The following is a 25,055-nucleotide window of genomic DNA, read 5'->3' on the forward strand; positions in this document are numbered from 1 at the left end:
CGCCGCGCTGCTGGCCCAGGGTGACGGTCTGACCGCCCCGCTGCTCACCGCGGTCGGGGCCGATCCGGCGCAGGTGCGCGCCGAGCTGGAGAAGCTCGCGCACTCGCTGCCGTCGGCGACCGGCGCCAGCATGTCCGCCCCCAACCTGTCCCGCGACGGCCTACGCGTGATCACGCACGCCCAGCGCCTGGCCACCGAGATGGGCGACGAGTACGTCTCCACCGAGCACCTGCTGGTGGGATTGGCGGCCGAGGGCGGGCAGGTCGCCGACCTGCTGCGCCGCCACGGCGCCTCCCCGGACGCGCTGCGCGAGGCCTTCACCAAGGTCCGCGGCTCGGCCCGGATCACCAGCCCGGACCCGGAGGGCACCTTCCAGGCGCTGGAGAAGTACGGCGTCGACCTGACCCAGCGCGCCCGCGACGGCGAGCTCGACCCGGTGATCGGCCGCGACGCCGAGATCCGCCGCGTCGTGCAGGTGCTGTCCCGGCGCACCAAGAACAACCCCGTGCTGATCGGCGAGCCCGGCGTCGGCAAGACCGCCATCGTCGAGGGCCTCGCCCAGCGCATCGTCGCCGGCGACGTGCCGGAGTCGTTGCGCGGCAAGCGGGTCATGGCGCTCGACCTGGGTTCCATGATCGCCGGCGCCAAGTACCGCGGCGAGTTCGAGGAGCGGCTCAAGGCCGTGCTCAAGGAGATCACCGACTCCGCCGGGCAGGTCATCACCTTCATCGACGAGCTGCACACCATCGTCGGCGCCGGCGCGACCGGCGAGGGCGCGATGGACGCCGGCAACATGATCAAGCCGATGCTGGCCCGCGGCGAGCTGCGCATGGTCGGCGCGACCACGCTGGACGAGTACCGCCAGCACATCGAGAAGGACCCGGCGCTGGAGCGCCGGTTCCAGCAGGTGCTGGTGGGCGAGCCGAGCGTGGAGGACACGATCGGCATCCTGCGTGGCCTCAAGGAGCGCTACGAGGTGCACCACGGCGTCCGCATCACCGACACCGCGCTGGTGGCCGCCGCGACCCTGTCCGACCGCTACATCACCGCCCGCTTCCTCCCGGACAAGGCCATCGACCTGGTCGACGAGGCCGCCTCCCGGCTGCGGATGGAGATCGACTCCCGGCCCGTCGAGATCGACGAGGTGGAGCGGGCCGTCCGCCGCCTGGAGATCGAGGAGATGGCCCTGGCCAAGGAGTCCGACCTGGCGTCGGTCCAGCGGCTGGAGGCGCTGCGGGCCGAGCTGGCCGAGAAGCGCGAGCAGCTGTCCGCGCTGACCGCCCGGTGGCAGAACGAGAAGGGCTCCATCGAGAAGGTCCGCGAGCTCAAGGAGCAGCTGGAGCAGCTGCGAGGCGAGTCCGAGCGGGCCGAGCGCGACGGCGACCTGGGGCGCGCGGCCGAGCTGCGCTACGGCCGGATCCCGGCGTTGGAGAAGGACCTCGCGGCGGCGACGGCGAGCACGCCGAGCGGCGATGTGATGCTCAAGGAGGAAGTCGGCCCGGACGACGTGGCCGACGTGGTCAGCGCCTGGACCGGCATCCCGGCCGGCCGGCTGCTCGAAGGCGAGACGGCCAAGCTGCTGCGCATGGAGGACGAGCTGGCCAGCCGCGTGGTCGGCCAGGCCGAAGCCGTGCGCGTGGTGTCCGACGCCGTGCGCCGGACCAGGGCCGGCGTCGCCGACCCGGACCGCCCCACCGGCTCGTTCCTGTTCCTCGGCCCGACCGGCGTCGGCAAGACCGAGCTGGCCAAGGCGCTGGCCGAGTTCCTGTTCGACGACGAGCGGGCGATGATCCGCATCGACATGAGCGAGTACGCCGAGAAGCACTCGGTGGCCCGCCTGGTCGGCGCGCCGCCCGGGTACGTCGGCTACGACCAGGGCGGCCAGCTGACCGAGTCGGTGCGCCGCCGTCCCTACGCCGTCGTGCTGCTGGACGAGGTGGAGAAGGCGCACCCGGACGTGTTCGACGTGCTGCTGCAGGTGCTGGACGACGGTCGGTTGACCGACGGCCAGGGCCGCACGGTGGACTTCCGCAACACGATCCTGGTGCTCACCTCCAACCTCGGCTCGCAGGCCATCGCCGACCCGCTGCTGACCGAGCAGCAGCGCAAGGACGCGGTGCTCTCGACCGTGCAGCGGCACTTCAAGCCGGAGTTCCTCAACCGGCTGGACGACCTGGTGGTCTTCCACGCCCTGGCCACCGAGGAGCTGACCGCGATCGTGGACATCCAGGTCGCCCGGCTGGGCAAGCGGCTGGCGCAGCGCCGGCTGACCCTGGAGGTCTCGCCGGCGGCCCGCGACTGGCTGGCGCTCAACGGGTTCGACCCGATCTACGGCGCCCGTCCGCTGCGCCGGCTGGTGCAGTCGGCGATCGGCGACCAGCTGGCCAAGGAGCTGCTGGCCGGCGAGATCCGGGACGGCGACACCGTGGTGGTCGACGCCTGGGAGGACAACTCCGGCCTCATGGTCGGCCGGTCGCTGACCAGCTGACTGTGCCTTTGGCGCCGCCTTCGGCGTCGCGGCGAGGCCGCTCGTGACCGGCGCCTCGCCCTTGCTGGGTTTCGACCGCCGCGTCGGCTCGGTGGTGGGATTGCGTCGGGTGGCGGCGATCGAAATCCAGCAACCGTGCGAAGCACCGGCGCGGCCTCGCGGCTCCCGGATGACCGGCGCGGCCGGTCATCCGGGACAGCCGTCACCCCCTCCGGCGAGAACTGACCCACTAGTGATCTTCGTAATCCGCCGGTCGGCCGCTACCCTGCCTGTTGTGATACCTGCGTGGGTCTGGTTCACGGCGTTCGTCGTCCTGGCGGTGGCCGGGTTGGCACTGCTGGCGACAGACCGCGCCCAACGGACGGCTCGTAACCGAGAGCGACGTCGTTGGGCGGGGTTGCGCGGCTGGCAGTTCGCCGAGACAGACCACGTGCTGCCCACCCGCTGGCACCACGGGGCCATCGCCTACTACGGCAGCGGGGTGGCCCGCGACGTCGTCGCCGGCTCCACCTTCACCGCCGACGGGCGGCGCCAGGTGTACGTGCTCGACCTGGAGAACGGCGGCAAGGTCAACTCGGTGCTGGTCGGCATCCGCTGCCGCCGCACCCACCCCGTCGTGGTCGAGCTGTGGCTGCCCAGCGTCCCCTTCCAGCGGGAACAGATGCCCGACCTGCTCGGCCCGGTCGGCCAGCGCTACGCCTTCGTGTCCGACCTGACCGCCGCCCGCATGCTCATCACGCCCGACCTGGTCGAGGCGGCCGAGGAGATCGGCGGCGACGTCACCGTGGTCTGGCTGGAGGAGGACTGGGTGCTCGCGGCCGCGCCGCCCGGGGCCAGCCCGGCCCGCCTCGAACGGCTGCTGCGCGACGTCGGCGAGCTGGCCGACGTGGTCGACCCTTTCGACGCTGACACGCCCAGTGACGAGGCGTCCGACGACAACCCGGGCGGCGGCGAGGTCTACCGGCCCTCGTTCGGCGGCCGCAACCCGGCCTGACGGCGAGGGATACGCCCGGTGCCGACTCGCCGGTACCGTGCCGGCCATGGCCACCTGTCTCGTCACCGGATCCACCTCTGGGATCGGCGCCGCCTTCGTGCGCCGGTTCGCCTCCGACGGCGACCGCCTCGTGCTGGTCGCCCGCACCGAGTCCCGGCTGGTCGAGCAGGCCGAGGAGCTCAAGCGCCGGTTCGGCGTCGACGCCGAGGTGCTGCCGGCCGACCTGGGCACCGAGGATGGCCGGGCGGCCGTGGAGGCCCGGCTGCGCGACGCCTCCCGCCCGGTCGACGTGCTGGTCAACAACGCCGGCTTCGGCACCTCCGGCGAGTTCTGGACCTCGCCCGTCGAGGACATGCAGCAGCAGTTGGACGTCAACGTGACGGCCGTGATGCGCCTGACCCACGCCGCGCTGGCGACCATGGTCCCGCGCCGCGCCGGGGCGATCATCAACGTGTCCAGCGTCGCCGGCTTCATGCCCGGCCGCGGCTCCACCTACTCGGCCAGCAAGGCGTACGTCACCGCCTTCACCGAGGGGCTGTCCATCGCGCTGACCGGCTCCGGCGTGCGGCTGATCGTGCTGGCCCCCGGCTTCGTGCGCACCGAGTTCCACCAGCGCGCCGGCATCGACATGAGCAAGACGTCCGAGCTGTGGTGGCTCGACGCCGACCAGGTGGTCAGCGAGTGCCTGACCGACCTCGGCCACGGCAAGGCGGTCAGCATTCCCGGCTTCCAGTACAAGGCCGTGGTCGGGCTGTCGCGGCTGGTGCCGCGCGGATTGGTGAGAAGGATCGCCGGGCGGGTCGCCGCCGGACGCGACCGGACATGAGAAGGTGTGGACCCGTGCGAGTGGAATCTCCGGCGAAGTCGAACTGGCCCGTCTTGTCTCTGAGCTGGCCGTCGTGCACGGCCGTGTCACCCTGTCTTCCGGCGCTGAAGCCGACTACTACATCGACCTGCGGCGCGCGACGCTGCAGCACGCGGCAGCCCCGCTGATCGGCAAGCTGCTGCGGCAGCTCACCGCCGACTGGGACTACGTCGCCGCTGGCGGCCTCACCCTCGGTGCCGACCCCGTGGCGTGCGCGATGATGCACGCCGCCGCGGCCGACGGCGACGTGCTCGACGCGTTCGTGGTGCGCAAGGAGACCAAGGCGCACGGCATGCAGCGGCGGATCGAAGGCATCGAGGTCGCCGGGCAGCGGGTGCTGGCCGTCGAGGACACCTCCACCACCGGCGGCAGCGTGCTCACCGCCGTGGAGGCGCTGCGCGAGGCCGGCGCGACGGTGGTCGGCGTGGCCACGGTTGTCGACCGCAACACCGGGGTACGTGAAGCCATCGCGGAGGCCGGTCTGGAGTACCGGTACCTTCTCGATCTCTCGGATCTCGGTCTGTAGGAGACGTCCTTTGCTCGCTGTCCTGGCCGTCGTGGTCGTGCTGCTGGTCGCTGCGCTCGGCGTCTCGTTGAGCCACAACAGATTCACCGCGCAGCGCGGGGCGGTCGAGCGGCAGTGGCAACGGGTGGACCGCGAGCTGCAACGTCGGCACGACCTGATCGGCGGCATCGTCGCCGTGACCAAGGCCGGCGGCGTGAACGTGAGCACCATCGTGCAGGCGCGGTCGATGGCCATGGCCAGCCGCGGCGCCGGGCCGGTCGCGCAGGGCGTGGCCGAGCACCGGCTGCACGAGGAGTTGACCAGCTTCCTGGCCGCTGTGCCGGCGGGGCTGCGTGAGGGCCGGGACTTCGGGCTGTTGTGGGAGCAGATGGGTGAGAGCGACGAGCGGGTGGCGGCGGAATCCCGTGACTACAACGACAGCGTGCACGCGCTGAACAGCCGGATCGTCGCCTTCCCCAGCAACATCGTGGCCGGCGTGGGCAAGGTGGGCCGGGCGCAGTACTTCCTGCCGGGCGGGCGAGCCCGGTGAGCGAGGATTCCTTGCCCGACAGCGAGTTGGGCCCGACCGAGTGGGTGCCGGCCGGCACCGAGGTCGGCGTCGGGCCGTGGGAGGGACCGTGGCCTCCTGACGCCCGCTACGACCCCGAGTTGCTGGCCGAGGGCGACCGGCGCAACGTCGTCGACCACTACCGGTACTGGCGGCGCGAGGAGATCGTCGCCGACCTCGACCGCCGCCGGCACCCGTTCCACGTCGCCATCGAGAACTTCCAGCACGACCACAACATCGGCACCGTCGTCCGCACCGCCAACGCCTTCGCCGCCCAGGCCGTGCACATCGTCGGGCGGCGGCGGTGGAACCGGCGCGGGGCCATGGTCACCGACCGGTACCAGCACCTGCACCATCACGAGGACGTCGAGTCGCTGGTGGCCTTCGCGCGGGCGGAGCGGCTGGAGATCATTGCCGTGGACAACACCCCCGGCTCCGTGCGTATCGAGAACACCGCGCTGCCCCGGCGGTGTGTGCTGCTGTTCGGGCAGGAGGGGCCGGGGCTGTCCGCCGCCGCCCAGGCCTCCGCCGACATGGTCGTGTCGATCGCCCAGTTCGGGTCCACGCGGTCGGTCAACGCCGGTGTCGCCGCCGGCATCGTGATGCACACGTGGGTGGCGCAACACGCCGACCTTCATACGTCCTGGTGATCACGGTGTCTGCGGAATCGATCAAGCGATTTGACCGAAGGGAGCACCGGCACCCGTTCCACGTCGCCATCGAGAACTTCCAGCACGACCACAACATCGGCACCGTCGTCCGCACCGCCAACGCATCGCCGCCAGGCCGTGCACATCGTCGGGCGGCGGCGGTGGAACCGGCGCGGGGCCATGGTCACCGACCGGTACCAGCACCTGCACCATCACGAGGACGTCGAGTCGCTGGTGGCCTTCGCGCGGGCGGAGCGGCTGGAGATCATTGCCGTGGACAACACCCCCGGCTCCGTGCGTATCGAGAACACCGCGCTGCCCCGGCGGTGTGTGCTGCTGTTCGGGCAGGAGGGGCCGGGGCTGTCCGCCGCCGCCCAGGCCTCCGCCGACATAAAAAGTGTCGATCGCCCAGTTCGGGTCCACGCGGTCGGTCAACGCCGGTGTCGCCGCCGGCATCGTGATGCACACGTGGGTGGCGCAACACGCCGACCTTCATACGTCCTGGTGATCACGGTGTCTGCGGAATCGATCAAGCGCGCACCATGGGTCGGTGACGGATTCCCCCGCGCTGTGGGCTGCCCGGGCAGGCATGGCCGAACGGGCCGTGCGGACCAGACACCTTCGGCGCCTGTGGGGCCTTCCCGGCTCCCTCATCGCCGTCACCGGCTGGCCCGCGTGGGGCCGTCGGCTGCACGTGCCCTGGCACTACTGGTGGCAGGCGCACCTGCTCGACTGCCTCGTCGACGCCCAGTTGCGGTCCCCCTCGGACGAGCGGCTGCGTGACATCTCGCGGCTGATCGACACCATCCGGCTGCGCAACGGCCGCCGGTGGCTCAACCGCTACTACGACGACATCGCCTGGCTCGGCCTGGCCCTGTGGCGGGCCGGCGAGGAGCTCGACGTCCGCCGGCCCGAGGCCCTCGACGAGATCCGGCAGCGCCTCCGTGACGGCTGGACCGACCACGGCGGCGGCGGCATCTGGTGGCGTACCAAGGACAATCTCAAGAACGTGCCGGCCAACGGCCCCGCCGCCATGCTGTTCACCCGCCTCGGCGACCGGGCCGACCGCCAGCGCGCCATGTCCATTGTGGACTGGATCGACGAGTGGCTCATCGACCCCGACACCGGTCTCGTCCTCGACGGGCTCCGCGTCGACCCTTCCGGCGAGGTCTCCGGCATCGTCGAATGGGCCTTCACCTACTGCCAGGGCGTCTATCTCGGGGCGTGCGTCGAGCTCTTCCTCGCCACCGGCAACCAGGTGTGGGCCACCCTCGCCCGCCGCACCGTGCTCGCCGTCGCCGAGCACATGGTCGGCGAGGGCGGTGTCCTGCCCGGCAACGGCGGTGGCGACGGCGGCCTGTTCGCCGGCATCCTCGCCCGCTACCTCGCCCACGCCGCCATCGTCCTCGACGACAAGGAAGCCGCCCAGATCGTCTACCTCTCGGCCGACTCCGCCTGGCGCAACCGCGTCGACCTCCGCAGCGGCCCCCTGTTCGGCCCCGAGTGGGTCATGCCCGCCACCCCCGGCCGCCGCCGCCCCGAACGCGACCTCTCCGTCCAACTCTCCGCCTGGATGCTCTTCGAGGCCGCCGCCACCCTGGAACGCAACGACGTGCATCCCAACATCAGTTGACCTCCAGCCTGGTCGAGGTTGCATGGTGGAGCGATCGTCGGCTGAGCAGGGGGAATCATGATCCTGGTGACCGGGGCCACCGGACGGGGTGGCGGCAGTGCGCTGAAGCAGTTGCTGGAGAAGGGCATTGCCGCAAGGGCGGTGGTGCGGGACCCGCAGCGGGCGGCGCTGCCGGTGGGTGTCGACGTGGTGGCGGGGGACCTGGCGGATCCGGGGAGCCTGGGACCGGCGCTGGAGGGTGTGGACGCGGTGTTCCTGGTGTGGCCGACCATCGCCGCCGATCACGCGGCGCCGGCGGTCATCGCGGAGATGGGGAAGCGGGTCCGGAGGGTGGTGTATCTGTCGGCCAACGGTGTCTCCGCCGATGCCACCGAAGGAATCCTCGGTTCGCACGCGATGATGGAGCGGCTGATCGAGGGCGCGGGCGTGGAGTGGACGTTCCTGCGCCCCACGGGGTTTGCGGCGAACACCCTGGGCTGGGCCCCGCAGATCAGGGCCGAGGGGGTGGTCCGCTGGGTGCACGGGGCGGCGCGGCGGGCTCTGATCCACGAGAAGGACATCGCGGCGGTCGGCGTCCGGGCGCTGACGGAGGACGGCCTGGTCGGGGCGCGGCCGGTGCTGACGGGCCCGGCGGCGATCAGCCAGATGGAGCAGGCGCAGGCGATCGGGGCGGCCATCGGACGGCCGGTGCGCTTCGAGGAGATCTCCGACGACGAGGCGCGCAGAGGGATCTTCGCGGGGAGGCCGGCGGCGGTGGTGGACGGGCTGCTGGCGGCGCACGCGGGGTTCGTGGCCTACCCCGAGCTGGTCAACGACACCGTGGAGCGGCTCACGGGCCGGCCGGCCCACACCTTCGCGGAGTGGGCGAAGGACCACGCGGCGGACTTCAGCTGAGGGCCCACGTGAGTGGCTCATTTCGTCCCAGGCGCTACGGGAGCCACTCACGTAGAGCGACAAGCTCAGGCGCAGCCGCAGGACTGGCGGTGCATGAGCTTGGCCGGCAGGCGGACGGTCTGGGGCTCGCGGGAGGGATCCTTGATGCGGGCCAGGAGCATGCGGACGGCGGTGCGGCCGATGTCGGCGATGGGCTGGGCCATGGTGGTCAGGGGTGGGTCGACGAGGTCGGCCCACTCCACGTCGTCGTAGCCGACGACGGCGAGGTCGGTGCCGATCTTGAGCTGACGGCGGCGGGCCTCGTGCAGGACTCCGACCATCATGGCGTTGTTGCCGGCGACGACGGCGCTGGGCGGGGCCGGCAGGGACAGGAGCTGGGACAGGGCCACGGCGCCCTGGACGGAGGTGGACTCGCCGGAGGCGACGAGGTCGGGGTCCCACGCCAGGCCGGCGCGGCCGAGACCGAGGCGGTAGCCCAAGGCCCGTTCGGACGAGGTGGTGAGGCCGGCGGCGCCGCTGATCATGCCGATGCGCCGGTGGCCGAGCTCGCCGAGGTGCTGGACCAGGGCGGACATGGCCTGCACGTTCTCGGGGCCGACCTGGTCGATGGGCTGGTTGCCGGGCAGGCGGTCGACCAGCACGGTGGGGATGTTGAGGCGGCGGAGCTCCGGCAGCACGGTGGCGACGGCGCCGGGCGAGGGGGTGAGCAGCAGGCCGTCCACCCGGCGGGCCCGCAGCATCCGGATGGAGTACTCCTCGGTTTCGGCCTCGTCGTGGGTGTCGACCAGCAGCAGGGTGTAGCCGGCGGCGGTGGCCTCGCTCTCGATGGCCTGCATGAGCTCGGCGAAGTAGGGGTTGGCGACCAGCGAGATGGCCACGCCCAGGGACCGGGTGCCGCCGGTGACCAGCGACCGGGCGATGACGTCGCCGGTGTAGCCGGTCTTGGCCACGGCGTCGAGGACCCGCTCCTTGGTCTCCGCCGCCACCGCCCTGGTGCCGTTCACGACGTGAGACACCGTCGTGATCGACACGCCGGCCAGTTGAGCGACGTCCTTCATGGTGACCATGGCAGCATTCCTTGCGACGCTTCGTGATCGAAACAGGTGCAAGCGTTTGCGCAAACGCTTGCTGTGGACCTTACCCGCAATTAGCGTCGCCGCAACCAGCACCGTCGCTGATCAGGAGGGCCACCATGAGAATGGGCCTGACGATGGGGACTCTCGTCGCCATCCTGGCCGTCACCACCACGGGCTGCACGACGCAACGCTACTGGGGTGGCTCCACCGCCGTCGGGAACAACACGCAGGCGAAGATTGGACTGGTCACCAAGACCGACACCAATCCGTACTTCGTGGCGCTCCGGCAGGCGGCGCAGGCCGAGGCGGGCAAACTCGGCGCACAGTTCACGTCGCTGGCCGGCAAGTTCGACGGCGACAACGACGGCCAGGTGACCGCGATCGAGAACCTGGTGCAACGCGGCGTGAACACGATCCTGATCACGCCGAACAGCGCGACCGGCGTGCTCAGCGCGATCAAGCAGGCACGGGACAAGGGCATCATGGTGATCGCCCTGGACACCGAGACCGATCCGGCCGGCGCGGTCGACGCCACGTACGCGACCGACAACACCGCCGCCGGCCGTCAGGAAGGCCAGTACGTCAAGGCCGTGCTCGGCGACAAGCCGCCGCAGCTGCTGATGCTGGACGGCACGGCCGGCTCCACAGTGGACACGCAGCGGCACACCGGGTTCCTGCAGGGCTTCGGCCTCTCCGACGGTGATCCGGCGATCATCGGCCACCAGTCGGTGAACGGCGACCAGAGCCAGGCCCAGCAGGGTATGGAGAACCTGCTGCAACGGGCCACCACGGTCAACGCCGTCTACACGCTCAACGAGCCGACCGCCCGCGGCGCCTACGCGGCGTTGCAGGCCCGTGGCCTGCTCAACCAGGTCGTGATGGGCTCCATCGACGGCGGCTGCCAGGGCGTGCAGGACGTCAAGGACGGCAAGTACGGCGCGACGGTCATGCAGTTCCCGGCCAAGATGGCCACGCTGGGCGTCGACGCGGCCGTCGAGTACGCCAAGAGCGGCAAGAAGCCCAGCGGCTTCCAGAACACCGGCTCCATGGTCATCACCGACCGGCCGGTGCCCGGAATCCCGTCCCAGGACACCACCTGGGGCCTGCAGAACTGTTGGGGGAAGTGAGATGGCCACCACCGCCAACGGAACCCGGGCCAGCTTCGGCGAGTACGTGCTGCGTACGCCCGCGGTCGGCCCGACCATCGCCCTTGTCGTCGCGGTTGTCGTGTTCTCCTTGTCCACCAGCACTTTCCTGGAACTCGACAACCTCTCGCTGGTCGTCGAGCAGTCGCTGGTGGTCGGCACGATGGCCCTGGGCCAGACGCTGATCATCCTCACCGCCGGCATCGACCTGGCCAACGCGGCCAACACCGTGCTGGCCACGCTGCTGATGGCCAAGCTGGTCGTCGGCGGCGCGCCGGCCTGGCTGGCGCTGATCGTCGGCATCGCCGCGGCCACCCTGATCGGGGCGCTGACCGGCGTGCTCGTCACCAACATCAAGCTGCCGCCGTTCATCGTGACGCTGGGCCTGCTGACCATTCTCACCGCGGTCAGCCGGATCTACACCGGAGAGTCCGTGCCGGTCAGCGACTCGCTGTTGTCCTGGCTGGGCACACGGCGCTACCTGTTCGGCGGCATCGAGGTCACCTACGGCATGACCTTGGCCCTCGTGATGTTCCTCGTCGTCTGGTACGCACTGAACAAAACGGGCTGGGGCAAGCATGTCTACGCCGTGGGCAACGAGCCCGAGGCGGCCCGGCTGTCCGGGATCAACGTGCAGCGCACGGTCATCGGCGTCTACATCATCGCCGGCCTGATCTACGGCATCGCCGCGTGGCAGGCGCTGGGCCGCGTGCCCAACGCCGACCCGAACGCCTACCAGACGGCCAACCTGGACTCGATCACCGCGGTCGTCATCGGCGGCACGAGCCTGTTCGGTGGCCGGGGAAGCGTGCTCGGCACGCTCGTCGGCGCGTTGATCGTCACGGTGCTGCGCAGCGGGCTCACACAGGCCGGCATCGACGACCTGTACCAGAACGTGGCGACCGGCATCCTGGTGATCGCCGCCGTCGCGCTGGACCGGTTCACGCGAGGGAGGCAGCGATGACCGAGCCGATCTTGCAGGCCAGGGGCCTGGTCAAGCGGTACGGGCGCGTGACGGCGATCGACGGCGCCGACTTCGACCTGCTGCCCGGCGAGGTCCTGGCCGTGGTCGGCGACAACGGCGCCGGCAAGTCCAGCCTGATCAAGGCGTTGTCCGGGGCCGTGGTGCCGGATGCCGGCGAGATCAAGGTGGACGGCTCGGCGGTGCACTTCCGGGCCCGCTGGACGCCCGCCGGGCCGGGATCGAGACCGTGTACCAGGATCTGGCCCTCGCGCCGGCACTGGACATCGCCACGAACCTGTTCATGGGCCGAGAGAAGCGGCTCGACGGCTGGCGCGGCCGGTACGGTCATGATTATTTGCTAGGAGAGCAAGAGTGAGTAGGCCCCAAATCTTACTGCCTCCCCTCTTTTACCCGGGTTGGACCATATACGGGATGCTCAGCGTGACATAGCCAGCTGATTTCGTCAAACAGTGCCTGGGTAAAAGCTCGTACAGACGACAATTTAAGTGAGTAGTTTTACGAGGTGACGCCTCAGCCAATAGGCAGAACACTAACTGCCCTGAATGCAGGTGAGTCATCCTGAAGCTCTAGGTGGGATGGCCAGTATTTAATGATCGGGCTATGGCAGAGAGTAATATGATTTCTGGCAAGTACCGGCATTACTCCGCAACTTAATGTATTTGAAAGTCTGCTTAAAGGAGTTGATCGGCCGAAGCAAACTGGTCGTCACCTCACCTGTGTCAACGCCGCGGTCCATACAGGTTGAACGTTCATCCCGGATCGGGTGCTTCCCAATAACGAAAAACGCAACTCTGTGACGAGTCTACTAGGAGGCGTTATTCTCCCATCCCCACTTCAGCGAGAGTTGGTCCAAGCCTCTAGAATTTATGGCGAGCTCTCAAGACCGGATCACGCCCACCGTGCTAGGCCTCCGGGTACTTGTAAACGCTTTGCAGGGATTACCGTTCTAAGTTGTAACCTAACGCTATATTAAAGTTTGATATGTGGTATGAATGCTGATGTTGTCGTAATTCGCAAATATCCTATATGCGAACGAGATGCGCGATGATCCGGGGGCGGTTATAGGAAGTTTCACCTTCGAGCGATCGCCGCTGTCGCGGTGGCCGCCCTCGGCGGCATCCCGACGTTGATCACCGGGCTCGGCGCCCATCCGCTGGCCATGCTGGCCTTGCGGGACCTGGATGATCACGGCGTGACCGTGCTGGATCTGTTGCCGGCCAAGCAGGATCCGCCGACCGTGAGCGCCGTGACGGTGCGGGACCGGGACGGCGAGCGGACCGTGGTGTCGCACAATGCCGCCGGCACAACGATTTCCCCGCCGGTGGAGATCCTGGAGGCCGACGCCGTCCTCGTCGACGGGCACCATCCGGCGCTGGCGTTGCGGGTGGCCCGGGCGACGGCGCCGACCGTGCTCGACGCCGGCAGCCTCAAGGACGTGCACTCCGAACTGCTGCCGCTGGTGGACGTCTGCGCCTGCTCGGCGAATTACCCTTACAGCACAAGGGAATTGCATGACCGTGGCGTGCCGGTCGTGATCCGCACCCATGGCCCCGGCGCCGTCGAATGGTCGTGTGGCGGGAAGACCGGCGTGGTCGAGGCCCAGCGGGTCGCCGCCCGGGACACCTCCGGCGCCGGCGACGTCTGGCACGGGGCGCTGACGTTCGGCATCGGCCGGTTGGGCCGTGTGCCCACCGCCGACGACCTGCCCGGGCTGATCGACCTGGCCAACCGGGTCGCGTCGGTCAAGGTGCGCCACGTCGGCCCGCGCGGCTGGGTGGACGAGGTTCGAGGGGGCAGTTGGTGAAGTTCGACGACCTGGTGGCGCGGGCCGAGCAGTTGATCGACAGCAAGGACCGATCCCTGTTGGGCATCTGCGGCGCGCCCGGCGCCGGCAAGTCCACCCTGGCCGCGCGGCTGGTCGAGGCCCTCGGCGAGGACCGGGCCGTGCTCGTCGGCATGGACGGCTTCCACTTCGCGCAGCGGGAGCTCAACCGCCTCGGCCGGGCCGAGCGCAAGGGCGCGCCCGACACCTTCGACGTCGGCGGCTACGTCGACCTGTTGGAACGGCTGCGGCTGCACGGCGACGACACCGTCTACGCCCCCGAGTTCCGGCGCGAGATCGAGGAGCCCATCGCCTGCGCCGTCCCTGTCTTCCCGTCGGTGCCGCTCGTCGTGACCGAGGGCAACTACCTCCTGCTGCCCGACCGGCCGTGGGACGAGGTGCGGCTGCTGGTGGACGACATCTGGTTCCTCGCCCCGTCCGAGGAGGTCCGGATTGCCCGTCTGATCGCCCGTCACGAGGCGTTCGGCCGCTCCCCCGACCAGGCCCGCGGCCGCGCGTTAGGCTCTGATCAGGCCAACGCGGTGCGGGTCAACGCCACTTCGGGGCGGGCCGACCTCGTCATCGCTGAGGAGGAGCTGACGTGATCAAGGAAATGCTGACCTCGGCCCGCACGATCGCCGTCGTCGGGCTGTCGACCCAGCCCTGGAAGGCCGCGCACTCCGTGCCGGCCTCGCTCAAGGCCGCCGGCTACAAGGTGATCCCGGTGCACCCCACCGCCACCGAGATCCTCGGCGAGAAGGCCTACCGCAGCCTGCTCGACATCCCCGAGCACATCGACATCGTCGACGTGTTCCGCCCGGCCGATGAGACCCCGGCCATCGCCGAGCAGGCCGTCCAGGTCAAGGCCGGCGCCCTCTGGCTCCAGCTGGGCATCGCCAACGACCAGGCCCGCGCCATCGCCGAGGCCGCCGGCCTGCCCTACGTCGAGGACCGCTGCATCGCCGTCGAACGCTCAACGCTCGGGCTGTAGCCGATCGGTCGGCACCGGCAGGGTGAAGTGCCGGTCGAGGCCGCTCTCGTAGCCGACGTTCTTCACCCGCACCGTGTCGGCATCCGCCTCCACCACCTGCACGGCGATCGGCTCCGCGCGGTCCGGCACGGTCAGCAACCACCGGTCGGCCAGGTAGCTCAGGCCCACCGCGTCCAGCACTGCCGCCGCGTCGTCCTCGTCGGACGGCTCCGCCAGCGCGTGGCCGAACACCGTCACCGGCTCGAAGCCGTCGCCGACCGGCCGGAGGTAGCCGAGCAGCTCCCCGTCCTCGTCCCGGTGATGGGCGATCCAGTGGTGAGGGATCATCGGCCGAGTCTGGCGATTCCGTCAGCCGAGCGTCGAGCGGGTTTCGGCCAGCACGTCTTCGGCCAGCCTGGTCCACCGCGCGGCCAGCTCGTCGTCGCGGCCGCTGCCGTACAGGAGCTCGATCTCGAACAGGCCCTCGGTGATCAGGCCGAGGTCGTCGGGGAAGTCCACGGCCCGCAGCAGGGGCCACAGTTCGGCTCCGGCGGCCGGTTCGCCGGCGAGCAAGCGGTGGGCGATGTCGCGGGCCAGGGTCCAGACGGCGGTGACTCCATCGAGGCGGGCGCAGCCCAGCTCGTCCAGCATGGCCACGATGAGCGGTGCGCCGTCGGAGAAGGAGATGTCCGTCGAGGCGGCGGCGAGCTCGGCCACGGCGAGGCCGTCGACGCCGGCGACGAGCAGGTCGCAGGCGAGCCAGACGCAGTCGCTGCCCTTCGCCCGGCCGAGCGCGTACTCGGCGTTGAGCAGGGTGACCCGGCGGCTCAGTTCGGCTGGCAGTTCCACCGCCGAAGTGTCGCCGGACCGTCGAGCGGATTTCAACCGGCGAGGGCCTTGCTCAGCAGGCGCACGAGTGCCCGCTGGTCCGATTCGCTGAGCCGCGACACGGGAGAGGCGGCGGTGAGGGCCTCGATCACCTCGCGGCGGGCGGAGCGGCCGGAGTCGGTGAGGGCGAGGACGCGGTAGCGGCGGTTGGTGGGGTCCTCGGTGCGGGTGACGTAGTCGAGTTTCACCAGGCGGTCGGAGATGAAGGTGAGGCTGGAGGCCGCGCAGCGCAGGCGTTGGGCCATGACGCCCATGGTCGGCGGGTCCTCACCGGGGTCGATGGCCCAGAGGGCGTAGGCGGTGGCGAGGGTGAGGCCGAGGCGGTCGAGGGCGGCATCGGCGGCGTGGGTGGTCTCCATCATGGTTTCCCACACGGCTTCGAGCGCGGTCGACGGCGGGTTGTGCATGGGCCCATGGTACGAGCGCCGAAGGCTTCTATGCCCGTAGCGTGGCGCCGGTGAGGGACTCGGCGGCGGCCCAGAGCCGCGCGGCCAGGTCGATGTCGCGGGCCCGGGCGGGCAGGCGGGCGATGGTGGGCGCGCCGGTGGCCTCGAAGCGTCCGGAGGGACCGTAGTACTCGCCGTTGACGGCGTCGGGGCTGGTCGCGGCGACGAGCAGCGGCTCGACGCCCTCGGCGACGTCCATCTTCGGGAACAGCGACCGCCAGTCGAACCACCTGGTGCGCGGGCGATCCCGGCCGAGGTCGCGGCCCGAGTCGAGGTTGGTCCGGGTGGAGCCGGGATGTGCCACCACGCTCAGCAGCGGCCAGCGGTGGGCCGCGGCGATCCGGGCCAGGTGTTTGGCCATGATCAGATCGGCCAACTTGGACGTCCCGTACGCGCCGAACGGCGAATACCGGCGCTCCGACTGGAGATCGTCGAGGACCAGCCGTCCCTGCACCGCCGCCGCGCTGGACATCGTCGCCACCCGAGGCCGGTCCGCCCGCAGCAGTTGCGGCAGCAGGCCGACGGTCAGCGCGAACGGTCCGAGGAAGTTGGTGCCGAACTGGAGCTCGAAGCCGTCCTTGGTGACCATCCGCTTTGGCGGCGCCAACACGCCCGCGTTGTTGACCAGGAGGTCGATCGGACGGTCGAACCGGTCGGCGAACGGCCGCACGGTGTTCAGATCGGCCAGATCGAGGTGAGCCACGGTCAGCTTCCCGGCCGGTTCCTCCCCGAGGATCCGGTCGCGAACGCCCTCGCCCTTGACGACATCGCGCACCGCCAGCACGACCTCGCCACCGGCCATCGCCAGGCGACGGGCGATCTCCGCCCCGGTGCCACTGGAGGCGCCGGTGACGATCGCCAGCCGGCCGGTCTGGTCGGGAACCGGGTAGGGCGTAGGCCAAGGCATCGCGAACTCCACTCTTCGAGACTCGAACTGTGCCAGCAACGGTACGCTTCGAGACTCGAAGTGTGCAAGGACAGCGCAGGGGGCTGTCCTCGGCCGAGGGGCTACCGGTAGTTGGTCCAGCCGGTGCACATGAAGTGCTGGTTGTCGTCGGTGGCGCAGCCGCGGAACCAGAGCCCGGCGCGCAGGCCGGAGGTCTTGTTGGCGAAGCCCTTGCCGCGGGCGACCCAGCCGGCCCACTGGCCGGGGGCGGGGTTGGGGTGGTCGGCCTGGTCGAGGTAGACGGTCATGTTGTTCTGCTGGCCGTTGCGGAGCAGTTGGACGGCGACACCGTCGTCGCTGCCGCCCCACTGGGCGAAGGCCTCCAGCTGGCCCCAGCCGTTGGTGACCTTGCACCAGGTGAGCTGGCCGCCGCTCAAGGTGCCGTGGCCACACGGGGCCTCGGCCGGGGCCGACGGCGCCGTCAGTGCGGCGGCGGTGAGCAGCGTGGCGAGGGTGGCCATGGTCCGAAGCATCTTGCGCCTCCTGACGGAACGTGCATGGGCGGTCGACCCGAAGTTAGCGTCCGAAGTGGACACTCGCACGGTGAGAAGGCGTCAGGCGTCGACGTGGCCCGTGATCGACTCGGGCTCGACGGGGCGACGGCTGTCCTGCCGGTAGTGGATGATCCCGACGACGGTGGTGGTGACGACCACGCCGACGGCGATCACCAGGGCGGCGGTCTTGAGCCACGGGACCTGGTCGAGCAGGCCGGTGCCGAAGTAGCCGACGGTCATGAACACGCCGACCCAGGCGGCGGTGCTGACCACGGAGGCCAGCAGGAACTTCACGGGGTTCATCCCGGCGGCACCGGCGATGGTGGGCACGACGGTGCGGACCCACGGCACCATGCGCGCGAGGGTGACGGCCCAGAAGCCCCACCCGTCCAACAGGCGCTGGGCCCGCTCCAGGTTGCGCTTGTTGAGGATCTTGCCGTCGCGGCGGGCCACGAACCGGTGCCCGGTCCTGCGGGCGAACAGGTAGCCGAGCTGCCCGCCGCCGACGCCGGCGGCCCAGGCCAGGCCGGCGAAGATCCAGGCCTGGCCGGCCTGGTGCTGCTGGGCGAAGAAGATGCCGGCGGTGAACAGCAGGGAGTCGCCGGGAAACAGCAGGCCGACCAGGAAGCCGCACTCGACGAAAATGCACACGAGGGCGATCACCGTCAGCACTACGGGGCCGACGGCGTCCAGTGAACCGAAGGCCATCTCGTGCGGGTGCACGCCAGACACCCTATGTCGTCAGTGCGGCGGCTGTCCCCGAACCGTGTGAAGGGGACAGCCGCCGCACCGGATGACCTTTACTCCGAGTAGCCCAGCCGCACGTCGTGAACTGCTTCCTGACCTGCGGAAACACGCAGCGCGGCGGCCACCGGCGGGTAGCCGCTGGCGATCACCGTGTAGTCCCCTTCGGACAGATCACCGAAGTTGTACTGCCCGTCCGCACCGGTGGTGGTGGCCGCGACGACCTGCCCGTCCGGCGCGACCAGGGTCACGCGGGCGTCGGACAGCGGGTCGCCGGCGTTGTTGCGGGCGATGCCGGCCAGGGTGGCGCCGCCGGCCAGTTCGACGTCGGCCCGGGTGGTGCCGGTGTCGCCGATGCTGACGGGCATGGCGGCGGGCCGGAACGACTCGGCGCTGACGACGAGGGTGTACTCGCCGCCGACCAGCTCGGCGAACTGGTACGAGCCGCCGCCGTCGGTGGACCGCGAGGCCACGACCTCGCCGCGGACGTCGGCCAGCGTCACGGTGGCCTCGACCACCGGGGCGCCGCCGAGCGCCGAGACGACGCCGACCAGGCCGGCGGTGCCGGTGAGCACCACGTCGAAGCTGACCGGGGCGCCGTTGACCACGACGGTCGAGGCCTGCGGCTGGTGCGAGCCGGCCGACGCGATCAGCACGTAGGTGCCGTTGGCCGGGGCGGCCAGGTCGTAGCCGCCGTCCTGCCCGCTGACGGTCCGCCCGACCTGCTTGCCGTTGAGGTCGATCACGGTCAGCGCGGCGGAGTGCACCGGGCTGCCGTCGGGCCGCCGCACGAAGCCGGTGAGCGGAGTGCCGATCAGGGTGCCGGCCAGGTGTGTGTGACCGTTTCCGTTGCCATTGCCGTTCATGGCGTGCTTGCCGTTGGTGTCGAACGGCTCGGTGGCGCTGGCGACCGCCGCCGGCACGGGCTCATCCGTGGTCAGCACGATGCCGCCTTCCTCGGCGGCCTGCGCCTGGATGCCGGACTGCGTGCGCAGCGGCACCTCCTTGGTGAAGACCGTCAGGATGAAGGCCACGGCGGCCACGATCGCGGCGCCGATGAACACGATGTGCATCGCGTTCGTGAAGCCCTCCTGGAACGGCTGGGCCAGGATCGCCGGGTTGAGCTTCTGGATGAACGACGAGTCCTGCAGCGCCCCGCCCGCGTCGTTGCCGCCCTTGAGCGCGGCGAACAGCATGGCGTTGCTGGGGTCCTGCACGACCGACGGCGTGTGGATGGCGGTCTGGAACGCCTGCGTCGGCACGATGGCCTGGAAGGCGTCGGCGATCTTGCCGCCGACCGTGCTGAACAGCAGCGACAGGAAGACGGCGGTGCCGACGGTGCCGCCCATGGACCGGAAGAAGGTCGCCGACGAGGTGGCCACGCCCATGTCCCGCGGCGGCACCGCGTTCTGGGTGGCCAGGGTCAGCGTCTGCATGCACAGGCCGAGCCCGATGCCGAAGATCGCCATGTAGATGTCGACCTCGACCAGGCTGGTGTCCCAGTGCAGCTGGGTGGCGAACAGCACGGCGCCCGCCCCGAGCAGCACGGTGCCGATGACCGGGAACAGCTTGTAGCGGCCGGTGCGGGACGTGATGATGCCGGACCCGAGGGAGGCGACCATCATCGACAGCACGAACGGCAGCATCAGCAGGCCGGACTGGGTCGGGGTGTTGCCCTTCACGATCTGCAGGTACTGCGGGATCATCGCGATCCCGCCGAACATCGCCACGCCGACCAGCACGCCGGTGACCGAGGTCAGGCTGAACACCGAGCTGCGGAACAGCCGCAGCGGGATCAGGGCGTCGTCCTTGGCGTAGTGCTCGGCGACCACGAAGGCGATCAGGCCCAGGGCGCCGACGATGTAGCAGATCCAGGCGTTCTGCGAGGTCCAGCCCCATTCGCGGCCCTGCTCGGCCACGATCAGCAGCGGCACGAGGCCGATGGTGATGAAGGCCGAACCCAGCCAGTCGATGCGCCGCTTCACGCTGGCGTTGGACGTGACCGGATTGGAATACACGTTTCGTTATATTGTATCGAACGGCGGCTGGCCCCGTAGATGTGCGGAAAAACGTGACTTTCCCGGTGGCGCACACTGCTTGAAATTCAGATACAGTAACCGTCTTGTCAGAGGCGCATCGACGCCCCCCGTACATATGGTCGCTTTCTTGGTTAACCCGTACTCGGGCCAAGGCCGAGCTCTGAATCCAAAACTGTGAATAACGCGAGCGCGCAGCTATTATACTGCCGCAGGCATTCCATTGATCGGCCCCACGTTTACCATTCAGCCACATAAGCGAGTCTATCTGCAAGATCGTTTATAAGACACTATTGGTCAGTCGTTTTACGTATTATCCAGGAGGTAAGCAACCTAAGTATGATCTTAAACGTCCCACCGTGGATCAATAAGGACTTCTACAGACTCCCTTACGAATAATACCGCTCCACCCCTGTTTAAGAATGAACAAACCGTTCCACGCGTAAGTATTGTTGCTGGAGTCACATGCTTTACTAGCAGATATTGAGATGTGTTTAGCCCACCCACTCCCGCGCAAGGCCCATATGACTGGTTTATAAAGCGTTATAGCCTGCGTAATCTCTGAAAGGCCCGGAACGCGGCCAGCTCGTACATCGAGGTGGAGAAGGTGCAGGCCAGCGAGCCGACCACGAAGATGATGATCGCGGCCAGGTAGAACGGCTTGCGGCCGTACATGTCGGACAGCTTGCCGTACAGCGGCGTCGCGATGGTCGAGGTGATCAGGTACGCCGTGGTGGCCCAGGCCTGCTGGTCGAGGCCGTGCAGCTGGTCGGCGATGGTCCTGATCGAGGTGGAGACGATGGTCTGGTCCAGCGCCGCCAGGAACATGCCCAGCATGAGGCCGGACAGGATGGTGAGGATCTGGCGGTGGGTGAAGGTGCCGGGGACGTGCTCTGCCTTGGAAGTAGGCGCCGCCACCGGAGCGGCCGTGCTCGTCATCGTGTTGCCTTTCGCTGCTCGGCGATCGCGGTGGCCATCTGCGGTCGGTAGTTCTCGATATCGGTGTTGAGCGCGTCGAACAGCTCCACGAGCTGCTGACGGCGGTCCAGCGGCCAGGTGGCGAGCATCTGGTCGAGGTGCTGGTTGCGCTTGGTGCGCAGGTCGTCGAAGAGCTGGCGGCCGTCCTCGGTGGCGGCCAGCAGGCACGCGCGGCCGTCCATCGGGTCGGCACGCCGCTCGACGAGGCCGGCGCGGACGAGCTGGGCCACTTGTCGGCTGACCGTGGACGGGTCCGAGTGGACCCCCTCGGCCAGCGTGCTCGTCCGCTTGGGGCCGTTGATCACCAGGTGGGCCATCAGCATGTAGCCGGCCTTCTCGACGCCGTGCGGCTTGTCGGTGAACTGGTGGCTGGCCCGATCCAGCAGCCGAAGGAAGCGGACCAGCTGGAGGCCCAACTGGTCGGCGTTGTCCAGCCGCTCCTGGGTCGTCTCCATGTCCTACCTCCTTCGAAGATCGATGGTTGCTCCAACCAATCAGTTGGATAGTACAAGCATCTGCTCGTTCAGAGTAGTGGGCAAGTCCAATGGTTGTGAAACTCAACACTCGACCGGGTGACTACGGTGAAGTGCATGAACGCTGTCGTTCAGGCCTTGCAGCAGGCGCTCGGCGCCGACTCCGTGCGTGTCGATCCGGATGTCACCGCCACCTACAGCCGGGACATGATGCCGCTGGCCCCGGTCGGGCGGCCGCTGGCCGTGGTGTTCCCGGAGGACGTCGAGCAGGTGCAGGCGGTGGTCCGCATCTGCGGCGAAGCCGGCGTGCCGATCGTGCCACGCGGCGCGGGCAGCGGCCTGTCGGGCGCGGCCAACGCCATCGACGGCTGCGTGATGCTGGTGACCACCCGCATGAACGCCATCCTGGAGATCGACCAGGACAACCGGCTGGCCGTGGTCGAGCCGGGCGTGGTCAACCTGGACCTGCGCGACGCCGTGGAGAAGCACGGCCTGTTCTACCCGCCCGACCCGTCCAGCTACGACTGGTGCTCCATCGGCGGCAACCTGTCCACCAACGCCGGCGGCCTGTGCTGCGTGAAATACGGCGTGACCACGGACTCCGTGCTGGGGCTGGAAGTCGTGCTCGCGGACGGCACGCTGTTGAAGACGGGTCGGCGCACGGTCAAGGGTGTCGCCGGCTACGACCTGACCAAGCTGTTCATCGGCAGCGAGGGCACGCTCGGCGTGATCACCAAGGCGGTGCTGTCGCTGCGGCCGCTGCCGCAGGCCCCGGCCACGCTGGTGGCGGCGTTCAGCACCACCGCGGCGGCCGGCGTCGCCGTGACGAGCATCGTGCGCAGCGGCACCGTGCCGTCGCTGATGGAGATCATGGACGCCGTCTCCATCAAGGCCGTCGAGCAGCACCTGCGGACCGAGGTCGGCCCGCCCGGCTGCGAGGCCCTGCTGCTGTGCCAGTCCGACTCCGGCGGCGAGGTGGCCCGGCTGGAGCTGGAGAAGGTGGAACTGGCCTGCCAGGCCGCCGGCGCGGACATGACCTACGTGACGACGGATCTGGCCGAGGGCAAGATGCTGCTCACCGCCCGGCGGGCCGTGCTGACCGCGCTGGAGGTCTACGGCGCGTGGCTGACCGACGACGTGTGCGTGCCGCGGACCGCCATCGCCGACCTCATCGCCGGCTGCCAGGTCATCGGCGAGCGGAACCGGGTCAAGGTGGCCGTGGTCGGGCACGCCGGCGACGGCAACATGCACCCGACGTTGGTCTACGACCCGGCCGACGCCGAGGAGTTCGCCCGGGCCCGCGTCGCCTTCGACGAGATCCTGGAGCTGGGCCTCGGTCTGGGCGGCACGGTGACCGGCGAACACGGCATCGGCAAGATCAAGCGGGAGTGGCTGGCCCGCGAGATCGGGCCGGTCGGGCTGGCCGTGCACCGCTCCATCAAGCAGGCGCTCGACCCGGGCAACCTGTTCAACCCGGGCTCGATGTTCGCTATGGAGTAGGGCGGAAGCCGACCTGGCGCAGCACCCGGAGCACGTGCTCACCGACGTCGTCGTGCCGGGGCGGCACCAGCATTCGGTAGAACACCGCGCCGATGATGATGTCCACGATCACGTCGGGGTCGGCGTCGGCCGGCAGCATGCCCTCGCGGATGGCCCGCCGCACCAGGCGGACCCCGCCGTCGCGGCGCTTGGCCCCGGACGCCGCCCAGAAGGCGTCGAACAGCTCGGGATGGCTGAAGGTGGAGCCCATCAGCTGGGCCATCAGCGGGGCCAGCCTGCGGTCGGCGATGGAGTCGGCCATCGAGCCGAGCATCCGGGCCATCACCTCTGGGTACGGCAGCGTGTCGTACTCCTCGTCGGTGAGGTCGGGGGCGTTGCGGCCGTAGGCGATGGCCTGGGCCAGCAGCTCCTCCTTGGACGACCAGCGCCGGTAGACGGTCAGCCGGGCCACCCCGGCCCGCTTGGCGATCTGCTCGATGCTGGTGCCGTCCACGCCGCGCTCCGCGAACAGCTCCAGCGCCGCCCGCAGGATCGCCTCGTCGGCCTCGGGGTCGCGGGGCCGGCCCGCGGACTTCAGCTCGTCAGATTTTCCAGCCACGTGGTCAGCCTTGCCGGTGACAGCCGTCCCTGCCAAGCCAGGTGGCCGTCGGGGCGTACCAGCTTCACCGCCGGTCCGGTCTCGACGAGCAGGTCCTCGCCGAGGAAGCGCCGGGCCACGGCCACGTGCGGGTCGTTCTCGGCCGGCGCCACCAGCACCCAGCGACCGTCGGTCCACCGCTCGGCGATCTCCGGGTCGCGGTCCCCGTGCGGGCCCAGCGGACCGCGGCGGTAGGTGAGGGCGAGCTGGCTCCACTGCCCGAACATCTTCTTCTGCACGGCCGGGAGATTCAGCAGCGGCAGGATGACCGTGTCCCGCAGCAGGCGCCGCCAGAATCCGAGGCCCAGCGCGAACGACGTCAGCGCGCTGGTGCCGCTCAGCACCTCCTCGGCGACGCGCCGCCGTTCCCCCTGATAGGTGTCGAGCAGCCGCTCGCCGGCCCGGCCGTTGATCACCATCCCCAGCTTCCACGCCAGGTTCTCGGCGTCGCCGACGCCGGTGTTCATGCCCTGGCCGCTGAACGGGCTGTGCACGTGGGCCGCGTCGCCGGCCAGGAAAACCCGGCCACGGCGGTAGGTTTCGGCCAGCCGCCGGTGGATGGTGAACGAGGAAGTCCAGTCGCAGCCGAGAAAATCGGCCCGCAGGCCGGTCCGCGCCGGCAGCAGCGCCCGGAGCTCGGCCACCACGTCGACCGGGCCGGCGCCGGGCAGGTCGGCCTGCAACCGCCAGAGATCCTTGCCCGGCAACGGAAAAGCCGCGAACATGCCGCCGTCGCTGAGCCAGGTCGTCACGCCGCCGCGGTCCAGCGGCCAGTCCATGTGCACGTCGGCCAGCAGGAACCGTTCCGCCAGCGGCACTCCCGGGAAGTCGATGGCCATCAGCTTGCGGACCGCGCTGTGCGAGCCGTCGCAGCCCAGCAGCCAGTCGCCGCGGATCGGCTCCCCGGCGTGCACGGTGACCTCGTGCTCATCCTGCTCGACGGCGGTGACCGTCCGGCCCCACTCCACCTTGCCGCCCAGCTCGGACAGCCGGTCCCGCAACGACTTCTCGATCTCCGACTGGCCGATCAGCGCCCCCTTGCCCCTCATGTGCTCCAGCCGCAGCGTCATCACCGGCTTGCCGCCGGCCATCGCCTTGACGAAGCCGATGTTCATGCCCCGCTCCGGCAGGTCGCCCAGCGCCCGGACCCGGTTGATCACCTCCGCCCCGCGTGGCTGCAGGCCCAGCGCCCGCGACGTCGTCGCCGGGCCCTCGGCCGCGTCCAGCACCCGCACCGGGACTCCCCGCTGCATGAGCGCGCAGGCCGCCGTCAGTCCGGTCGGGCCCGCGCCCGCGATCAGCACCGTCATGCCCGCTC

Annotated in this window: 26 protein-coding genes and 2 pseudogenes; 16 read left to right on the forward strand and 12 right to left on the reverse strand. The window is 69.7% G+C overall.

All coding sequences use genetic code 11. The annotated features are described in order from the left end of the window. The 9 genes and pseudogenes from clpB to KUTG_RS27385 all read left to right on the forward strand — a co-directional run. The coding region (gene clpB / locus KUTG_RS27345) for an ATP-dependent chaperone ClpB (protein WP_063753569.1) at positions 1-2,488 on the forward strand (2,488 nt) is incomplete at its 5' end. 277 nt (positions 2,489-2,765) lie between these two features. Then, positions 2,766-3,482, forward strand: a complete 717-nt coding sequence (locus KUTG_RS27350) for a type III secretion system chaperone family protein (protein ID WP_043730814.1) — start codon at positions 2,766-2,768, stop codon at positions 3,480-3,482. A gap of 46 nt (positions 3,483-3,528) precedes the next feature. Next, positions 3,529-4,308, forward strand: a complete 780-nt coding sequence (locus tag KUTG_RS27355) for an SDR family NAD(P)-dependent oxidoreductase (protein ID WP_043720755.1) — start codon at positions 3,529-3,531, stop codon at positions 4,306-4,308. A gap of 4 nt (positions 4,309-4,312) precedes the next feature. After that, positions 4,313-4,873 (forward strand): orotate phosphoribosyltransferase, encoded by a 561-nt coding sequence (gene pyrE, locus KUTG_RS27360; protein WP_198047322.1) that lies wholly within the window; start codon positions 4,313-4,315, stop codon positions 4,871-4,873. A 10-nt stretch (positions 4,874-4,883) separates the two neighbouring features. After that, positions 4,884-5,402, forward strand: a complete 519-nt coding sequence (locus KUTG_RS27365) for a LemA family protein (protein WP_198047323.1) — start codon at positions 4,884-4,886, stop codon at positions 5,400-5,402. Continuing rightward, positions 5,399-6,070 carry a TrmH family RNA methyltransferase gene (locus KUTG_RS27370; protein WP_369794518.1) on the forward strand — a complete coding sequence of 224 codons (672 nt, stop codon included), beginning with the start codon at positions 5,399-5,401 and terminating at the stop codon, positions 6,068-6,070. The genes KUTG_RS27365 and KUTG_RS27370 overlap by 4 nt, the downstream gene beginning before the upstream one ends. A gap of 32 nt (positions 6,071-6,102) precedes the next feature. Continuing rightward, positions 6,103-6,578, forward strand: a pseudogene (locus KUTG_RS63970) (TrmH family RNA methyltransferase); the annotation flags it as partial. An 81-nt stretch (positions 6,579-6,659) separates the two neighbouring features. Then, positions 6,660-7,703 carry a glycoside hydrolase family 76 protein gene (locus KUTG_RS27380; protein ID WP_043720757.1) on the forward strand — a complete coding sequence of 348 codons (1,044 nt, stop codon included), beginning with the start codon at positions 6,660-6,662 and terminating at the stop codon, positions 7,701-7,703. A gap of 57 nt (positions 7,704-7,760) precedes the next feature. Then, positions 7,761-8,597 carry an NAD(P)H-binding protein gene (locus KUTG_RS27385; RefSeq protein WP_043720759.1) on the forward strand — a complete coding sequence of 279 codons (837 nt, stop codon included), beginning with the start codon at positions 7,761-7,763 and terminating at the stop codon, positions 8,595-8,597. Between the two features lie 65 nt (positions 8,598-8,662). Here the strand turns inward: KUTG_RS27385 and KUTG_RS27390 are convergent, their stop codons facing one another. Next, positions 8,663-9,664: a LacI family DNA-binding transcriptional regulator gene (locus tag KUTG_RS27390; RefSeq protein WP_043720760.1), complete on the reverse strand. Its 1,002-nt coding sequence runs from the start codon at positions 9,662-9,664 to the stop codon at positions 8,663-8,665. Positions 9,665-9,789: 125 nt separating this feature from the next. Between KUTG_RS27390 and KUTG_RS27395 the strand changes: the two genes are divergently transcribed. From KUTG_RS27395 to KUTG_RS27420, 6 genes and pseudogenes are all read left to right on the forward strand, one after another. After that, on the forward strand, positions 9,790-10,800 hold the full coding sequence (locus tag KUTG_RS27395) for a substrate-binding domain-containing protein (RefSeq protein ID WP_043720762.1): 1,011 nt from the start codon (positions 9,790-9,792) through the stop codon (positions 10,798-10,800). 1 nt (position 10,801) lies between these two features. Beyond that, on the forward strand, positions 10,802-11,782 hold the full coding sequence (locus KUTG_RS27400) for an ABC transporter permease (RefSeq protein ID WP_043720764.1): 981 nt from the start codon (positions 10,802-10,804) through the stop codon (positions 11,780-11,782). After that, a pseudogene (locus tag KUTG_RS27405) lies at positions 11,779-12,110 on the forward strand (ATP-binding cassette domain-containing protein); the annotation flags it as partial. The gene KUTG_RS27400 and the pseudogene KUTG_RS27405, both read left to right, overlap by 4 nt. 792 nt (positions 12,111-12,902) lie before the next feature. Further along, entirely contained in the window at positions 12,903-13,607 is a 705-nt protein-coding gene (locus KUTG_RS27410) for a PfkB family carbohydrate kinase (RefSeq protein ID WP_052395477.1), read from the forward strand. Further along, the gene (locus KUTG_RS27415; RefSeq protein ID WP_043720767.1) at positions 13,601-14,230 is read left to right on the forward strand and encodes a nucleoside/nucleotide kinase family protein; all 630 of its coding nucleotides are present in this window, start codon (positions 13,601-13,603) and stop codon (positions 14,228-14,230) included. Before KUTG_RS27410 ends, KUTG_RS27415 begins: the two co-directional genes overlap by 7 nt. Positions 14,231-14,238: 8 nt before the next feature. Further along, on the forward strand, positions 14,239-14,616 hold the full coding sequence (locus tag KUTG_RS27420) for a CoA-binding protein (protein ID WP_043730820.1): 378 nt from the start codon (positions 14,239-14,241) through the stop codon (positions 14,614-14,616). Here the strand turns inward: KUTG_RS27420 and KUTG_RS27425 are convergent. From KUTG_RS27425 to KUTG_RS27465, 9 genes are all read right to left on the reverse strand, one after another. Next, a complete protein-coding gene (locus tag KUTG_RS27425) occupies positions 14,599-14,943 on the reverse strand; it encodes a hypothetical protein (protein WP_043720768.1) in 345 nt (114 codons plus the stop codon). The genes KUTG_RS27420 and KUTG_RS27425 overlap by 18 nt on opposite strands. Before the next feature lie 21 nt (positions 14,944-14,964). After that, positions 14,965-15,444 carry a hypothetical protein gene (locus KUTG_RS53945; protein WP_052395478.1) on the reverse strand — a complete coding sequence of 160 codons (480 nt, stop codon included), beginning with the start codon at positions 15,442-15,444 and terminating at the stop codon, positions 14,965-14,967. A 32-nt stretch (positions 15,445-15,476) separates the two neighbouring features. Beyond that, on the reverse strand, positions 15,477-15,890 hold the full coding sequence (locus KUTG_RS27435) for a MarR family winged helix-turn-helix transcriptional regulator (RefSeq protein WP_043720771.1): 414 nt from the start codon (positions 15,888-15,890) through the stop codon (positions 15,477-15,479). Between the two features lie 28 nt (positions 15,891-15,918). Next, complete coding sequence (locus tag KUTG_RS27440) at positions 15,919-16,836, reverse strand: SDR family oxidoreductase (protein WP_043730824.1); 918 nt, start codon at positions 16,834-16,836, stop codon at positions 15,919-15,921. Positions 16,837-16,937: 101 nt separating this feature from the next. Beyond that, positions 16,938-17,348, reverse strand: a complete 411-nt coding sequence (locus KUTG_RS27445; protein ID WP_043720773.1) for a hypothetical protein — start codon at positions 17,346-17,348, stop codon at positions 16,938-16,940. Between the two features lie 81 nt (positions 17,349-17,429). Then, complete coding sequence (locus KUTG_RS27450) at positions 17,430-18,092, reverse strand: DedA family protein (protein ID WP_232240976.1); 663 nt, start codon at positions 18,090-18,092, stop codon at positions 17,430-17,432. 77 nt (positions 18,093-18,169) lie between these two features. Continuing rightward, complete coding sequence (locus KUTG_RS27455) at positions 18,170-20,131, reverse strand: MFS transporter (protein ID WP_052395479.1); 1,962 nt, start codon at positions 20,129-20,131, stop codon at positions 18,170-18,172. Positions 20,132-20,692: 561 nt separating this feature from the next. Continuing rightward, positions 20,693-21,088: an MFS transporter gene (locus tag KUTG_RS27460; protein WP_043720774.1), complete on the reverse strand. Its 396-nt coding sequence runs from the start codon at positions 21,086-21,088 to the stop codon at positions 20,693-20,695. Then, on the reverse strand, positions 21,085-21,582 hold the full coding sequence (locus tag KUTG_RS27465) for a MarR family winged helix-turn-helix transcriptional regulator (protein WP_043720775.1): 498 nt from the start codon (positions 21,580-21,582) through the stop codon (positions 21,085-21,087). Before KUTG_RS27465 ends, KUTG_RS27460 begins: the two co-directional genes overlap by 4 nt. A 135-nt stretch (positions 21,583-21,717) precedes the next feature. Between KUTG_RS27465 and KUTG_RS27470 the strand changes: the two genes are divergently transcribed. Next, entirely contained in the window at positions 21,718-23,100 is a 1,383-nt protein-coding gene (locus KUTG_RS27470; protein WP_043720778.1) for an FAD-binding oxidoreductase, read from the forward strand. Here KUTG_RS27470 and KUTG_RS27475 read toward each other — a convergent pair. Beyond that, entirely contained in the window at positions 23,090-23,698 is a 609-nt protein-coding gene (locus KUTG_RS27475; RefSeq protein ID WP_043720779.1) for a TetR/AcrR family transcriptional regulator, read from the reverse strand. The genes KUTG_RS27470 and KUTG_RS27475 overlap by 11 nt on opposite strands. After that, a complete protein-coding gene (locus tag KUTG_RS27480) occupies positions 23,674-25,047 on the reverse strand; it encodes an FAD-dependent monooxygenase (RefSeq protein WP_043720781.1) in 1,374 nt (457 codons plus the stop codon). The genes KUTG_RS27475 and KUTG_RS27480 overlap by 25 nt, the downstream gene beginning before the upstream one ends. Positions 25,048-25,055: the final 8 nt, after the last annotated feature.

The sequence above is a fragment of the Kutzneria sp. 744 genome (genome assembly GCF_000568255.1).
GTDB lineage: Bacteria > Actinomycetota > Actinomycetes > Mycobacteriales > Pseudonocardiaceae > Kutzneria.